General features: G+C 54.4%; 14 protein-coding genes and 2 pseudogenes. 10 read left to right on the top strand and 6 right to left on the bottom strand.

Annotation, left to right across the window (positions count from 1 at the left end):
• The first annotated feature begins 258 nt into the window (after positions 1–258).
• The 3 genes from F7Q90_RS14815 to F7Q90_RS14800 all read left to right on the top strand — a co-directional run bounded on the left by F7Q90_RS14815 (position 259) and on the right by F7Q90_RS14800 (position 2,165).
• Entirely contained in the window at positions 259–576 is a 318-nt protein-coding gene (locus F7Q90_RS14815; protein ID WP_141119368.1) for a hypothetical protein, read from the top strand.
• Positions 577–1,207: 631 nt separating this feature from the next.
• A complete protein-coding gene (locus tag F7Q90_RS14810) occupies positions 1,208–1,447 on the top strand; it encodes a YrhK family protein (RefSeq protein ID WP_237166121.1) in 240 nt (79 codons plus the stop codon).
• Between the two features lie 520 nt (positions 1,448–1,967).
• Entirely contained in the window at positions 1,968–2,165 is a 198-nt protein-coding gene (locus F7Q90_RS14800) for a DUF6404 family protein (RefSeq protein ID WP_006118780.1), read from the top strand.
• Between the two features lie 35 nt (positions 2,166–2,200).
• On the opposite strand, the gene F7Q90_RS14795 is transcribed toward F7Q90_RS14800, so the two are convergent.
• The 4 genes and pseudogenes from F7Q90_RS14795 to F7Q90_RS14780 all read right to left on the bottom strand — a co-directional run bounded on the left by F7Q90_RS14795 (position 2,201) and on the right by F7Q90_RS14780 (position 5,762).
• Entirely contained in the window at positions 2,201–3,706 is a 1,506-nt protein-coding gene (locus tag F7Q90_RS14795) for a SulP family inorganic anion transporter (protein ID WP_006118781.1), read from the bottom strand.
• Between the two features lie 133 nt (positions 3,707–3,839).
• On the bottom strand, positions 3,840–4,100 hold the full coding sequence (locus tag F7Q90_RS14790) for a biofilm/acid-resistance regulator YmgB/AriR (RefSeq protein ID WP_006118782.1): 261 nt from the start codon (positions 4,098–4,100) through the stop codon (positions 3,840–3,842).
• A gap of 372 nt (positions 4,101–4,472) precedes the next feature.
• Positions 4,473–4,880, bottom strand: a pseudogene (locus F7Q90_RS14785) (DUF2000 family protein).
• Between the two features lie 36 nt (positions 4,881–4,916).
• On the bottom strand, positions 4,917–5,762 hold the full coding sequence (locus tag F7Q90_RS14780) for an AraC family transcriptional regulator (RefSeq protein WP_006118783.1): 846 nt from the start codon (positions 5,760–5,762) through the stop codon (positions 4,917–4,919).
• A gap of 162 nt (positions 5,763–5,924) precedes the next feature.
• Between F7Q90_RS14780 and F7Q90_RS14775 the strand changes: the two genes are divergently transcribed.
• From F7Q90_RS14775 to F7Q90_RS26710, 6 genes are all read left to right on the top strand, one after another.
• Entirely contained in the window at positions 5,925–6,353 is a 429-nt protein-coding gene (locus F7Q90_RS14775) for a MarR family winged helix-turn-helix transcriptional regulator (RefSeq protein ID WP_006118784.1), read from the top strand.
• 2 nt (positions 6,354–6,355) lie between these two features.
• Entirely contained in the window at positions 6,356–8,035 is a 1,680-nt protein-coding gene (locus F7Q90_RS14770; RefSeq protein WP_006118785.1) for an MFS transporter, read from the top strand.
• A gap of 2 nt (positions 8,036–8,037) precedes the next feature.
• Entirely contained in the window at positions 8,038–9,132 is a 1,095-nt protein-coding gene (locus F7Q90_RS14765; RefSeq protein ID WP_006118786.1) for an HlyD family secretion protein, read from the top strand.
• Entirely contained in the window at positions 9,129–10,547 is a 1,419-nt protein-coding gene (locus tag F7Q90_RS14760) for an efflux transporter outer membrane subunit (protein WP_006118787.1), read from the top strand. Before F7Q90_RS14765 ends, F7Q90_RS14760 begins: the two co-directional genes overlap by 4 nt.
• Positions 10,548–10,662: 115 nt before the next feature.
• Entirely contained in the window at positions 10,663–10,806 is a 144-nt protein-coding gene (locus tag F7Q90_RS26715; protein WP_006118788.1) for a hypothetical protein, read from the top strand.
• A gap of 32 nt (positions 10,807–10,838) precedes the next feature.
• Positions 10,839–11,012, top strand: a complete 174-nt coding sequence (locus F7Q90_RS26710) for a hypothetical protein (RefSeq protein WP_006118789.1) — start codon at positions 10,839–10,841, stop codon at positions 11,010–11,012.
• On the opposite strand, the pseudogene F7Q90_RS14755 reads toward F7Q90_RS26710, so the two are convergent.
• Positions 11,003–12,163: pseudogene (locus tag F7Q90_RS14755) on the bottom strand (beta-glucosidase). The gene F7Q90_RS26710 and the pseudogene F7Q90_RS14755 overlap by 10 nt on opposite strands.
• Before the next feature lie 156 nt (positions 12,164–12,319).
• Between F7Q90_RS14755 and F7Q90_RS14750 the strand changes: the two are divergent.
• Positions 12,320–13,780: a phospholipase D family protein gene (locus tag F7Q90_RS14750; RefSeq protein WP_006118790.1), complete on the top strand. Its 1,461-nt coding sequence runs from the start codon at positions 12,320–12,322 to the stop codon at positions 13,778–13,780.
• 32 nt (positions 13,781–13,812) lie between these two features.
• Here the strand turns inward: F7Q90_RS14750 and mdoC are convergent, their stop codons facing one another.
• A complete protein-coding gene (gene mdoC, locus F7Q90_RS14745) occupies positions 13,813–14,937 on the bottom strand; it encodes a glucans biosynthesis protein MdoC (protein ID WP_006118791.1) in 1,125 nt (374 codons plus the stop codon).
• Positions 14,938–14,996 lie beyond the last annotated feature (59 nt).

The following is a 14,996-nucleotide window of genomic DNA, read 5'->3' as shown; positions in this document are numbered from 1 at the left end:
ATGGAGGCGAAGCGCCTCAAGGAGCCATGTCCGGTGTTTCACGCGATAGTGTCCATTAAAAAATGATGGACACTATTTTCCCGGAACCGGAGCCCGCTGCACAGACGGTTTAAATGTGACGCTTACAGCAATCCAGCAAAGGCATCAAGATGACGTCTGCACGATGAGTGGAAACAAGCCCGGTAGACTCAGAAAGAGAGGCTTTACGGGTAAAGGCAGCATGATATCGATTACCGAAAACGCTCATCCTGAATGTGGGTGACAGTATCAAAACCAGTAACAGTTTTGACTATGCTCTCTATCCCCGTTTTGACAGACATGACGGTGACAGTCGGCATTATCTGGTATTTTCGCCTTTTGCTACGGGCAGTCCTGTCACGCATCATTGCCGTTTCTCAATCAAAACGGAATGGATTACCTTTGATCAATACATTCAGGGCCAAAATAAACGCGAGGAAAAGTGGGCAGATTGAGAAGGCTGCGGATTTTAAATGGCTCAATCCGTTCATTAAAAAAGCCTGCGTTACACAGGCAGAAATCGTTACAAGGGAAAATCCAGTTGTCAGCATGCGCTGACCCGGCAAGCATACAGTGAATGGGGTTTTTAGATACAAGTGAATAACTTTTGATCAGTAAAAGGCACGATGTGTATGTTGCAGGCATAAAAAAGCCCACTCGGATGTGGGCATAGCAAAATTGGCTATTAATGTAAGGTTCTAACAATTACTTCCTTACTATCGGCAATCCCGCGCCAGGCTTTAGCCGCCGTAAAAAATAAACCTTTCATATTGCCGACAGCCTTCGGTGCGAAAGGCGGGCAACGTGCTCTGTTCTTATCCCGTGACTGACTTTTACAGCGTGTCGCTATTCTTTTGCAAGATTAATCGTGCTGGCAGAAGCGGCAGAGTCAGATTCAGACCAGGTGTCCCTAAGACTTAATGGTGCCGTTAAGCGCTTATCCGTCGTTTGAGCAATGGCAGTGTGTTCCCTGACAATCAACATAAAAATGGCGTGGAGATGTTTTGGCAGGCGTTAAACGATATGTTCTTACGCTCGGATACGACTTTTTTCCCGCGCGGCGGGGTTACTGTGGCGGACAGGCTGAGGCCAGCAGGTTACCTTTCTTCTCTGTGTACTAATCTTGTCTGCAGTCATTTCATTATTCAGAGAAGGGCAAGCCGTGCCGGGAAACAAAGCAGGAATCACTGTGGGTTCAGATCATATCATCATCGCTCGACGTTACCGCGCTCTTGGCGCGCTCAACGATCTCTTTATCGCAGTATGGTTCCTGACGGGCAGCATCCTGTTTTTCTTCGACTCGCTGATGACAGGTGGAACATGGTTATTTGTCGTGGGGAGCCTTCAGTTATTACTTCGCCCGGCAATCACCCTGGCAGAACTGGTACACGTAAAGCGCATCGATCAACATCCACAAAAACCTCAGTAGTCCTTTACCCCTGTATCACGGACAGATAAACGCATTCAGCCTGCCTGATATATGAACGACTCAGGCAGGCTAAATGAAAGGTGAGGCGATTTCAGGAGATCACCAGGTGCGGGCGGGCGGTGGTGGCGGTTGCTGCCCGGTTGCAGGCGGCGGTGGTGCAACGGTGCCTGCCGGTGGTGGGGCCAGTGCCTGACCCGGTGGCGGAGGCGGGCGATGATCGTGTGGCGGTGGGGGTGGCGCACAGCCGGGGCCCGGTGGCGGCGGTGGCACGCGGTCAATGTTGAGGCAGCGACAACAGCAGCGAAAAAAGTCAGACGACGATTCATGCTATTTCCCTTGTGAAATTAACAGTAAGCTAATTGTAGTTAGCTGTTACTAAACATAACGGGGGTAAAGCAGAAAAGCGAAGCGATTCCGCCCTCTATCCGTTTTTTGAGATACTTCTCATCTCGCGCGTTTAATCCGGTTTTTTGTCTCAACGCCAGCTAAAGTAGCGCATCACAAAAGAGGAGTGGCGTTTATGAATGGCATTTTGAAATTCGTCCGCGGCTGGCTGATTTTTTCAGTGTTATGGGGCGTCTTCATGTGGTTTATGTCATGGCAGGCGCAGGGCAAAGAAATTGGCCTGGCTGTTTTGATGAGTCTTTATGCTGGCCTGTTATACCAGGCATTAATAACGATGGTCGCGCGCTATCGGGCACGGCGACAGCAGGCGTAAGAGGGGCCTGCTGCGTGCCGCAGCAGGCCAGTGTCTCAGCTCAGATTACCGCTCAGGCGGCGATGAAAATCGCTGCTGCGCATATCCAGCCCTTCAATGGTGACGCTGGCACCATGACGCTGATAACGGTATTCGATACCATCCAGTGCAGCGACGGTGGAGGCATCCCATATCTGCGCGTGCGTTAAATCAATGGTGACAGATTTAGGGTCATGTGCGTAATCGAAGTGCTCAAACAGATCGTTGCTGCTGGCAAAAAACAGCGGTCCGCGAACATCGTAGCGCACAGACTGTCCGTCCTCACTCAACGTTCTTTCCGCATGAATCACATGCGCGACGCGCCGGGCAAACAACATCATTGCCACCACCACACCCGCCAGCACCCCCAGCGCCAGATTACTGGTTAATACGGTAATACCTACCGTTAACAGCATGACCAGCGTTTCTGACCAGGGCATCCGTTTCAGCGTCGCGGGCTGCAAACTGTGCCAGTTGACCGTCTTGACGGCGACAATCATCATGATGCCGGCCAGGACCACCATCGGGATCTGCGCCATGATGTGGCTCAGGCCCGTCACCAGCAGTAACAGCACGAGGGCGGCGGCAACCGTTGAAACCCGGCTACGTGCTTTACCCAGTTCCACGTTGACAATGGTCTGTCCGATCATGGCGCATCCGGCGATACCACCGTAAAAACCGGCCAAAATATTACCTATACCCAGCCCCCAGGATTCGCGACGTTTGCTGGACGGCGTATCTGTAAGGTCATCCACCAGCTTGGCGGTCAGTAGCGATTCCATTAGTCCTACAAACGCCACGCTCAGCGCGGTGGGCCAGACGATGGATAAGGTCTGCCAGTTGAGCGGAACGGTCAGTGCCGTAAAGTCTGGCAGACCTGCGCTCATGGGGCCTTCATCACCCACCGTCGGGACGCGATAGCCCATCGCCAGCGTCACGGCGGTCACGGCCACGATGGCCACTAAGGGAGAGGGCACACTTTTCAGCACGCGGGGCAGGAGCAGCACGATGGCCAGCGTCACGGCGAAGAGTGCCCACACCAGCGGCGATTGACCCCAGACATGCGGGACCTGAGCAAAGAAAATTAAAACGCCAAGCGCATTCACAAAGCCGATCATGACCGAACGGGGAATATAACGCATCGCACGTGACATACCTGTCACGCCGAACAGAATCTGAATGATCCCGGCCATTACAACGGCAGGAAGAATATAGGCCACGCCATGCGCATGGACCATAGGCCCAATCACCAGCGCAACCGAACCCGCTGCGGCGGTTACCATGGCAGGGCGGCCGCCAAGCAAAGACAGCGTCAGGCAGAGTACGACAGAGGCCACCAGGCTGACCTTCGGATCGACACCGGCGATAACCGAAAACGAGATCACTTCCGGAATAAGCGCCAGCGCCGTGATCACGCCGGCCAGGCATTCTCGCGTCAGCAGTGCAGGCGAGCGTAAGACGCGGCCGACACTGACATCGTTTTCCACAACGGCTGTTGTGGCGACATCATGTTGTTGATTCATAGTGTAAACAGGCTCTTTTATTTTAAGCTTGCGCGAAAGGCAAGGAAGACAGGATTTGGTGAAGGGCGAATGTTACCGACAGCTCAGAGAAGAAGCCAGAAAAAGCGAAATGACTCCATCCATGGAGAAAGGATTATACCGTCAGGTCGTCTGGCGTTTTATACACCACCATCTCAAGCAGATGACGATAAACGTCCAGTGAGACTTCGTCGCGCTCCAGCTCGAGGCGATGAATCAATTTAGAAATAATGGCTTTATTATTGACGGCCATACCTGACTGTAAGATTTCCGCGACAACGAGACCAAGAATCTCCATATCGCTGTCGGGTTTAGTCGCCGCAGCGGTTAAGTAATCCGCGATCTCTTTATCCGTTTGGGGCAGTGTGTTTTGCATGTGTCAGCCTTTGAAAAAGTCGGCTACCCGGTAGAGTGCGCGACAAACAGACCTAAAAGCCATCGCATAAAAATACAATGGCGCCAAACTCAACAAGCAGGTCATCAAAATCAAAAAAAAAACCTCTGAGGGTGGAAATCCATTACACCTTCAGAGGCGACGCAGATGCATCATTCGTTACAGAGTCGTGATCACAACTCGTTGTATGTAAAGTTATACAATTAAAGTTTATTTGTACAAGTAGATTATTAAGCATAAAATGCTAATCCTTAACAATTAGGATGTTAAGAATTTTGTTTGTCGCTTTCCTGTACAGGAAATGTGTACAAGCGGGCCAGGCCGACGGGAAAGCAGCGTGCTTTCCCGGGAGGGTTAACTAAACAGGTTGAGTTTTGCAGTGAGTTTGCGAACCGCTTTTTTGTCGCCCACTATCGCCATCCCAAGCAGGCGCCATTCCGGGGCGGGCAGCGTCTTCATCGTGTCACTGAAGGCCTGGTAGTCGGTGGTTGACTGACCCTGCTCGGGAAAGACCACAATGTCACAGTCTGTCTGTTCACTCTGACGCCACACGGTGCTGAGTTGCGCACTATCGGCCCCCAGGACAGGAATGCCAACGGGGATGAGTCCCGGATAGCGCTGCGTTGTCGCATCTTACAGATCTTCACCGACCAGACTGGGATGACGTTGTCCCAGCGTCAGAGCGATAACGGCGGCAGCATTGGTGGCTTTGCCGGCCGGTAACGCACTGTTCAAAATCATGACACATCGTAAGTCGCTCATTATCTTCTCCTGACACAAAATGCCATTGTGGCAAGGCTAGTGGTCAGCGTCTGGAAGATTTGTGCACAGTTGCTGGTAACGTGCAGGCGTCAGCTGGCAGGCGCGTTTAAACCAGCGCCCCAGATGACTCTGGTCTGCAAAGCCAAGATCGGCAGCCACCTCAGCGGGTAAATGGCCCATAGCCAGCCGTCGGCGTGCCTGACTGAGTCGCCACTGTACCAACCAGGCGTGGGGCGGCAGGCCCCACTGCTGCTGGAACAGGCGGGAAAGCCGAAAACGATCCACGTTCAGCGCCTGTGCCATCTGGGCAATGCCGGGGTTATCGACATGGTAAGCAATAAGCCAGTCTCGTGCCTGATGGGCCAGTGTCGGTGCCACATCCGGCCACGTATTGCGCCAGACAGGCAAGTGACGAAGATGGCGGAATAGCCGCTCCAGCGCCGCATCTTTGATTAACTGCGGGTGATTGTGCCAGAGCGCGTCGAAGGCGTGCCAGACCGCCCAGGAGAGCCATTTCTCATCCTGAAGCGTGGTGGCAAAACGCAGTTCACTGCCGGGCGCACTGTCCAGACAGCCAGGTGCAAACTGCTGGTGCAGATGATGAGGTGACAGATAGAGCATGCGGTAGGTAAAGCCCTGTGCATCAATGGCATCGCCATCGTGAAGCTCTTCAGGTTCCAACATAAAGACCGTGCCCGGTCGGCTCCGATGACGTTTCTGACGGGAGTGGAACTGCTGCACGCCTTGCTCCGTCACGCCAATTAAGTAACTGTCATGCCAGTGAGGATCGTAAGCATGTCCGGTAAAATGCGCCCGTATCGCTTCGATGCCGCTACGCGCGTCGCGGCGCAGATCGACCCAGTTATGGGTGGAGGTGTTCACGCTTTTGTCCTCCCCGAGGTGTTGACAGCAGGATCATGACTGGACATTTTGACGTTGTTATCCAGTATTTAACAGTACAGATGCTTTTCTTTCGCATTTTGCTTTGCGTATAATAACTTAATCAATTAATTAGAACTCTAATCATTAGGCGGCTACTTATAAATGTCATCTAACCGTACCTTTACCCACCTGCTGCACCTGACCGCCCATGCCTGGCGCCTGGCCGTTGACCGCCATCTCAAAGACAGCGGTCTGAGCACCAGTAGCTGGATGGCGATAGGGCTTATCGCCAGTGAACCTCAACGCCTCACGCAAACCGAACTGGCGCAGTTAATGGGCCTGGAAGATGCGAGTATGGTGCCGTTGGTGGATCGCCTGGTGAAACAGGACCTGTTATCCCGGGTCCAGCCCGCCGAAGATCGCCGCAAGCGTCATCTGGTGCTGACCGAGAAGGGCAATGAAGCGTTCGCAAAAGTAAAGACGCAGACCGATGCGCTGCGCACGCAACTGCTGGAGGATATTGATCCTCAGGAAATCGCCCTGGTAGAGCGCGTTTTACAAACGCTGCTGACCCGAATGGGAAGTATGTAAGTATGGCCCGGCGCAATCCCTACGCTGCGCGTGAATGGTTGCCTCATGAAAAACCCATGCTGCCGGGCTCGCCTTCGACGCCAATCCATTCCCCACCCAAGCGTGTTGCCTTTGGGCTGATAGGGTTGCTGATCTCGCTGACCGGCGCGTTAAGTAATGCGCTGGTTACGGCTAATCTGACCAATCTGCAAGGCACCTTTGCGGCTTATGCCAACGAAATTGCCTGGCTGCCCGCGGTTTATGTGATGGGGAATATCTCCATCAACCTGCTGTTGGTAAAATTTCGCCAGCAGTTTGGTTTACGCGTATTTACCGAAGCGTTTTTGGTGCTGTACGTCCTGGTCGCCTTTTTCCATCTGTTTGCCAACGATCTGAGTTCAGCGATTATCGTGCGCACGGCCCATGGCATGGTCAGTGCGGCGCTAAGCTCGCTGGGCATTTATTACCAGATTCAGGCCTGGCCTGCCAGGCATCGCTTAAAAGCGCTGGTCATTGGTCTCACCGCCTCACAGCTCGCTATTCCGCTGGCGCGCCTGTTCTCCAGTGAGTTGCTACAACTGGACGAGTGGCGAGGGCTGTATCTGTTTGAGCTGGGGTTAGCGCTGATTGCATTAGGGGCGGTGCTGGTGGTTAAGCTGCCGCCGGGCGATCGTATTAAAGCTTTTGAAAAGATGGATTTCCTGACGTTTATCCTGCTGGCTCCGGGCATGGCGTTGCTGTGTGGCGTGCTGTCGCTAGGCCGTATTGAGTGGTGGTTCAGTACGCCCTGGCTGGGGATCTGTTCAGCCCTGGCGCTGGTGCTGATCGTCAGTGCCTTTGTGATTGAGCACAATCGCCGCAATCCACTCATTAACACGCGCTGGCTCAGCAGTGGAATGATCGTGCGTTTAGGCATTGTGATGATCATGATTCGCATCGTACTGGCAGAGCAGAATACGGGGGCAGTCGGCTTCCTGCAGCAGATTGGATTACAGAATGATCAAATGCAAGGCCTGGCGCTTGCCATCATGGCCGGTGTGGTGGCGGGCATTGCCGCCAGCGCGCTGACTATCAAGCCTACCCATCTTAACTGGCCGATCGTCGCATCGCTGGTCGTCATGATTATCGCCTCACTGATGGATGCGCAATCCAGCCCGGTCACGCGCGCGAACAATATGTACCTGAGTCAGTTTCTGCTGGGATTCGGCAGTGCCTTTTTCATGGCGCCGGCCATGCTGATGGGAATTGGCAGCGTCGTCACGCAGCCTAAAAATCTGGTCAGTTTCGTTGTCCTGTTCGGCATGAGCCAAAACCTGGGCGGTTTAATCGGATCCGCGATTCTGGGAACCTTTCAGGTCTGGCGTGAAAAATATCACTCCAGCCTGCTCGGCGATCAATTATCGTTACTGGATCCCAACGTCAGCGATCGGCTTACGCAATATGGTGGACTCTTTAGCAGCCAGATTGGCGATAGCGCATTATTGAGTGCCCAAAGCACCAGCCAGCTTCAGTCCGTCGCCACCTTGCAGGCGAACGTCCTGGCCTACAACGACACCTATCTGCTGACCGCAACTCTGGCGCTGGTTACGCTGATGTGGGTGTTATGGCGTTTAACACGTCGACGCTACCTTGACTGGCGACAGGCCAAATTTCATCTGGCAGAGCAGCGTCAGCTCGCCGCCGCACAAGAACGAACGGAGTAAGTATGAGTCAGCAGGATGAACTTCAGGCAGCAGAACGCGATCGGGCCAATCGTCGTCGTATTCTCTCCATCGCCCTAGGGAGCGGCATTGCGGTCATTGGTGTGCTGGTTATTCTGTATGCCTGGCAGCTATGGCCTTTTACCAGTCCGGTCCAGAGCACGGAAAACGCCTATGTACGCGGCCAGGTCACCTTTATCAGCCCGCAGGTGAGCGGATATCTGACTGCTGTGAACGTGGCCGATCTGCAGCCGGTCAAAAAAGGTCAGGTGCTGATGACGATTGACGATCGTATTTATCGCCAGCGAGTGCATCAGGCGCAGGCACAACTGGCCATGAAGCAGGCCGCTCTGAGCAACAATCAACAGCAGCGTCTTAGCGCGCAGGCCACGATCCAGAGCAACAAAGCCGCTCTGGAAAACGCCAGAGCGCAGGCGGTGAAAAGTGGCCTGGATCTGAAGCGGGTAGAGAATCTGGCCGCGGATGGTTCGCTCTCCGTGCGTGAGCGGGATGCCGCACGCGCAGCGAACGCGCAGGGGCTGGCTCAGCTTCATCAGGCAGAAGCCCAGGTTGCAGTCGCTCAGCAAAATCTGCAAACGGTGATCGTAAACCGGGCGTCGCTGGAGGCGGACGTTGCCAGTGCGCAGGCGGCGCTGGAGCTGGCTGAAATCGACCTGGCAAACACCCGTATCATATCACCCGATGCGGGTCAGTTAGGGCAGTTATCGGTGCGTAAAGGCGCCTATGTGACGGCCGGGACTCGCCTGACCTCCGTGGTGCCTGCACATAAGTGGATCATCGCAAACTATAAAGAAACCCAGCTTGCGCATATCCGCGTGGGGTTGCCGGTGACGATTCGTGTCGATGCGCTGGATGGTAAACGTTTCGACGGTCGCGTTGCCGATATCTCGCCAGCGGCAGGCTCAGAATTCAGCGCTATCTCACCGGATAACGCGACCGGTAACTTTGTGAAAATCGCCCAGCGTATTCCCGTACGCATTGACGTCGCGCCGGAGGTGCAGCAACAGTTACGGCCCGTCATGTCAGTCGAGGTCAGTATTGATACGGCGGCCTCACCAGTCAGTGAGACCGCACCATGAAGGGCGCTCGGTTAGTGGCAGGCGTGCTGGCCGCCCTGTTAGCAGGGTGCAGCACCCAGGTTGAGAAAGCCCCGGCCTCGTTACCCATTCCGTCACAATGGCGCGAACAGGTTGGGCCTTCCGCGCCGCCAGAGGCGGCCTGGTGGCAGGCGTTTGGCGATCGGGATCTGAACCGACTGGTGGAGCAGGCATTACAGCATAATCCCGATATTTTGATAGCCCGTTCGCGGGTGGATCAATATCGTGCGCAACTGCGTGGCGCTGAGGGCGATAACTTTCCCACGCTCAGTGGCGGGGTTGCGGCAACGCGTCAACGTGCCCTGTCGGCTGTGACCGGGCAGCCTTATGAAACCTCCGTTTTTCAGGGGCAGCTTCAGGCCAGTTACAATGTCGATTTGTGGGGCGCACGGGCCGATACGATTGATGCCACCCGCGCCACGCTGGAGGCGCAGCAGGCGGCCGCGTCGGCCGCAGAACTGACCATCGCCAGTTCCGTTGCATCGGGTTATATGACGCTCTGCGCGCTGGATGAACAACTGCGCGTGACCGAAGCGACGCTGGCCATACGGCGTAACTCGCTCCGACTGGCGCAGCGTCAGTTTGAAACAGGTTATACGTCCCGGCTGGAGTGGATGCAGGCCTCATCGGAGTATCAGTCCGCGCAAGCCCAGGTGCCGCAGTTACAGCATCAGATTGCTCAGCAGGAAAACGCGCTCAGTATTTTAGTCGGCATGAACCCTCGGGAGGTAGCCCGTCACCGCGCCTTTACTGTCCTGATGCCACAGACGATACCGGGCATTTTGCCGTCAGCCTTACTGAATCGTCGCCCGGATATCGTCCAGGCGCAGCGCCAGCTGCTGGCCGCCGATGCCAGCCTGGCTGCGTCAAAGGCGAAGTTACTGCCGGGAATTAATCTGACAGCGTCGGGCACGTTACAGCGTTCCGTTTTGCATCAGCTGGTGGACGATCCCTTCCGCCTCTGGAGCGTAGGGGGCAGTATTCTGGCACCGTTGCTGAACCGTGAAGCATTGACCGCCCAGGTCGATGTCGCTATGGCTTCTCGCAATCAGGCACTTTACACCTATGAGAAAGTGGTAAGAAACGCGTTCTCCGAAGTCAATAACGCGCTGGATGCCATTCGCCAGGGTGAAGCACAGCGTGAAGCGCTCCAGAAGCAAGAGCAGTTTGTCGCCGAGGCACTGCGTATTGCAACGAATCGCTATCAAAATGGCTATGCTTCTTATCTGGATGAACTGGATGCGCAACGCACCCTGTTTGCCACGCAGCTAAATCTGGTAACGGTAAAGAATAATCTGTTGCAGGCCCAAATCGCTTTATACAGTGCACTCGGCGGGGGCTGGTCGGGCGAAAACCAGAGTGGGGCACGGCATCAGGCTGACGCCAGGGGGCCGTAATCGTCGCCCATCAGTTTGCCAGCGGTCTGTTTTGTAAAATCACGGCTAACGCGACGGGTTTGTTTTACACTGTCGCGCACTATCGCCCCATTATGCCGTTTTGACCAGGAAGAGCATGTTCTTACCCCACCCACCAGAAGAGCATGAGGAACCCGTGGCTCAGCCGCTTGCCGATGCGCACTTCGCGATTGTGGTGCTTGCAGTGACGTCGGTAACGCTTATAATTTTCGTTCTGATCGTCACGCTTTGGATGAGCTAGTGTTTATCAACCGGACCTGAAAGGAGTGAGGGATGGAATCGCGCGATGATAAACTGATTGCGATTATTGGGCTGCTGACGGCTTGCCTGATTGGTGTCACCTTTCTGTTTCTGATGACATGGTTTAACGACAGCCGTCTTACCACGCCCGTCGACCATGTCGATGCACAAACCTGCTATCCTAAACCGCCTACCGGTCAACGCTGAACGCGCTGACTGAATTTAATCTGCTGGCTTCGTAGTACCAGTGCCAGATTCTCGTGTACCGTTCGGTTGCCGTTCGGATCGGCCAGCCCTAACAGTGAGCCTGGCGACCGTCTGTCATCGGCCCAGGCCGGATACTCAACCACCGGGTACAGAGAAATCCCTTCCATCGCGATACCCTGATCCAGCGCGACCATAACATTTTCACTGACTTCCTGCAGCCAGGGGGCCCGTGCCTCGCCTTCTGCGCCCGTCTCAGCGATTAACATGGGGCGCTGATAGCGTTGCCAGTACTGGGCCAGTAACAGGTGGAGTGGGGCCCGTACGGGATCGTCTCTGTCCATGGGCTGATCGGGAAAATACCAGTGGTTATCGGGGTAATAATTCAGACCCAGAATATCCAGATACTCTTCGCGCCCGCCCAGTTCCTTATCAAGGCGACCGGCCAGCATATCCCAGGCCTCAAACTGAGCCTGATGTTGGGCATCGGCCCCGGGTTTACTGTCGGGGTTATCAGGATGATGGGCAATCTGTACCAGCGGATCGGTAAGGACAAATCGCGCCGCGGGAATCACGTCGCGAATCGCCTGTATCGCCGCCAGAGAGGCACGGACCAGTTGCCGTTTTAACTCTTTTCCGCGCTGACTGACGTGAGGATTAAACCAGGCCACCTCCGCACCCGCCTAGGACCAGAACGATATTTGGTTAATCGGGGTAAAAAAGGGCTGTTCGATTCCCCGATCGCGCAGCAATGTCGCCATCGCACGGGCATAACGTTCAAAATGATCGACAAAGCTGGCTTTCCAGATAGTGAGATGGTCCGGATAGCCAAAATGGGCCAGCTCCCAGATGACCTGCAACTGTTGATCCCGCGCCGCATCGACCATGGGTAAAAAGCTACGCCAGTCGTACTGGCCTGGCGTTTTCTCAATCAGATGCCAGCGCGCACCGTCACGTGCGGTCAACAGGTGCAAATCGACCAGCGCGGCATAGTCTTTTCTGAACAACATATCGTGGCCACTGCTGATCACCATATCCAGGCGCTTACCTGGCGTGCGGCAGGCGGTAGAGCAGGGAAAACTGCCCTGAAAAAAGCTTTGAAACAGACGGGGTTGATGGTGTACGTGATCGTCAGTGATAGGCTGGTTGCGCATATTCCTCTCCTGCCGGACAAATGTCGGTCACAGATCGTTCGAGTAAGTCTAGACTAAAAAACATTGCTTTCAGTCTTGCTGCTGAGCAACCGCGGCTGGCATCCCGTGCCGCGCGAAGGAATAATAATAAATGACCGTAAGATTCAGGGACTCTCCATGACCGAAGCGTTTAATCTTCCCCAGCCTGCACCGAACCAGAGTTGGCTTGAGCAACGGCTTGTTCCGCCCGGGCTGCGTCATCCGGGGCTAAGCGGTATTCATCCGCTGAGTGACGGGCTGGATGCCTTTGCTGCCCGTTACCTGCTGATGGAAAAAGCGACAAAGACGCTGGATATTCAATACTATATCTGGCAAAACGACATGTCTGGTCGGCTCCTGTTCAGCGCCATGCTGGATGCAGCCAATCGCGGCGTGAAAGTCCGGCTCCTGCTCGATGATAACAATACGCCAGGGCTGGACGATACGCTGGCGCAGCTTAATCATCATCCAAATATTACCGTCAGACTGTTCAACCCCTTTTCCTTTCGCACGTTGCGCGCCTTGGGTTACCTCACTGATTTTGCACGCCTCAATCGTCGTATGCACAATAAAAGCTTTACCGCCGATGGCATCACCACGGTGGTGGGTGGGCGCAACATTGGCTATGAATACTTTGGGACAGGTAACGAACCGCTGTTTGCCGATCTCGACGTGCTGGCAATTGGAACCGTGGTCAAGGAAGTGGCGGAGGATTTTGAACGCTACTGGCACAGTAAACCAGTTTCCCCTTTGGACGATGTGCTGGAACAGGACGTGACGGCACATCCTGAAGTCGTTCTGCCTCCCGAATGGCGTGAGAACGAGGGCGTTCAGCACTATCTGAAACGACTGAGCCATTCGCCACTGATTCAGCAACTGACGCAGGACAGCTTACCGTTTGTCTGGGCAAAAGCCCGGCTGTTGAGTGACGATCCGCGCAAGGGGCTGGGTAAAGCCCGTCGCAAATCGCTTCTCCCCCAGCGCATGCTGGAGGTTATCGATTCACCCCAGCGTCAGTTTGATATCATTTCCGCCTACTTTGTTCCCACCCGCGCGGGCGTGGCGCAGTTATTGTCGCTAAAGCGTAAAGGCGTGAAAATTGCGATTCTGACGAACTCTCTGGCAGCGAACGACGTTTCTGTTGTGCATGCCGGTTATGCCAAGTGGCGCAAAAAGCTCCTGCGTCATGGCATCGCGCTGTATGAGTTAAAGCCGCAGGCGGGCGTAAACGATGCGCCGCACGATCGCGGGTTAACCGGGAATTCTGGCTCAAGCCTGAATGCGAAAACCTTCTCGGTAGACGAAGCCATTCTGTTTATTGGCTCGTTTAACTTTGATCCGCGTTCCGCCGTGTTAAACACGGAGATGGGACTGGTGATCGAAAGTGAAACCCTGGCCACGGAAACCCACCGGCGCTTTAGTGAATCCATGCGTGACAGAGCCTGGACATTGCAACTGGATAAGTGGGGCCGGGTAAACTGGCTGGAATATCCAGGCGAAGCGCAGCAGGTTGTGCATAAGCATGAGCCCGGCTGTAGCTGGTGGCAACGTCTGCAGGTCCGGCTGGTCTGGCGGCTGCCTATTGAGTGGCTACTGTAATAAAAAAGGCGACCCGGACGGTCGCCTTTACCTTAACGCTTTTGCGGTTTACCGGAGAACAGAAAGCGCAGCAGAGGAATGCGCAGGTGCAACTCATACAAAATGAAGGAGGCACCAAACACCATTAAGAGGCCCAGAAAAAAGCCAAACGTGTTGTTGTGCAAATGCGGCGTCATAAAAATTCCGTACAGCAGGGTCAAAGGGTGATGCACCAGGTAAATGAACAGGGAGGCATTGACCAGGTACATGATCTGAGGAGAGTGAGAATTCAGCCATTTATGACCCAGACTGTAACAAACGTTCAGCATGCAAAGCCCCATCATGCTGCTGATCAGCGCGTCGGTTTCATACAGCCAGCCTTCACCACTGTTCAGCCGTTGGTTTGCAATGTAGGCGACCAGCATCACGACGGCCCCGACGTACAGCAGCGGGTTTGCCCGGACAAACAGCGTTTTCAGCGCCTGATGTTTCCAGCTGAGGGCGCCCAGCATAAAAAACGGCAGGAAGAACAGACACTGCATAACGGCAAAGTTAAACAGCGCATCGCCCAACAGGGAAGGGTGGGCATAAAAAATCGCCCGCCGTACCGCTCCCCAGAGTACGGCCCACAACAACAGCCCCAGAGCCAGCTTTGTCCAGCCGACACGTTGGTAGTCAATATTGCGCTGTTGATCGCGTAGCGAGCGGAAGGTGAGCATGCCCAGTGTGGTAAGCAGCACCAGCACCAGCAAAAACCACAGGTGCGAGATCAACTCCCACATCAGCGTATTGTACTTGTCATACAGCGATAAATTGTTCCAGTTCGACAGCTTCGGAGTCCAGGCTTTCAGCATAAAGAACTGCGGCAGCGTGATCAGCGGAACCGCGTTGAGCATCGGAATCCCGACGCGCTCTAAGCGGACTTTCAGAAAGCGCTGAGGCTGATAGCGCAGATAGAGCATATAAGAGAAGTAGCCCGAGATAACAAAGAACACCTGCATACGAAACGAATGAATAAAATCATTGAGGGTAGTTAGCCACAGTGAGGCATCGTGGCTGTTGACGGCCCATGACTGAGACGAATAGATCAGGGAGACGTGAAACGGCACGCCTAACAACATCAAACAGGCCCGAATGGAGTCGAGAAAATATTCACGCTCAGGTTTTTTTGTACTCATAAAGTTCCAGTTCGTTAGTACGTTTTAGGCGGTTTCGCCCTGAAACCGTTTTATGTTGG

Origin of the sequence: Pantoea stewartii subsp. stewartii, assembly GCF_008801695.1 — a bacterium.
GTDB classification, from domain to species: Bacteria; Pseudomonadota; Gammaproteobacteria; order Enterobacterales; family Enterobacteriaceae; genus Pantoea; species Pantoea stewartii.
The sequence above is the reverse complement of the archived record's forward strand: the minus strand, read 5'-3'. Positions and strand labels throughout refer to the sequence as shown.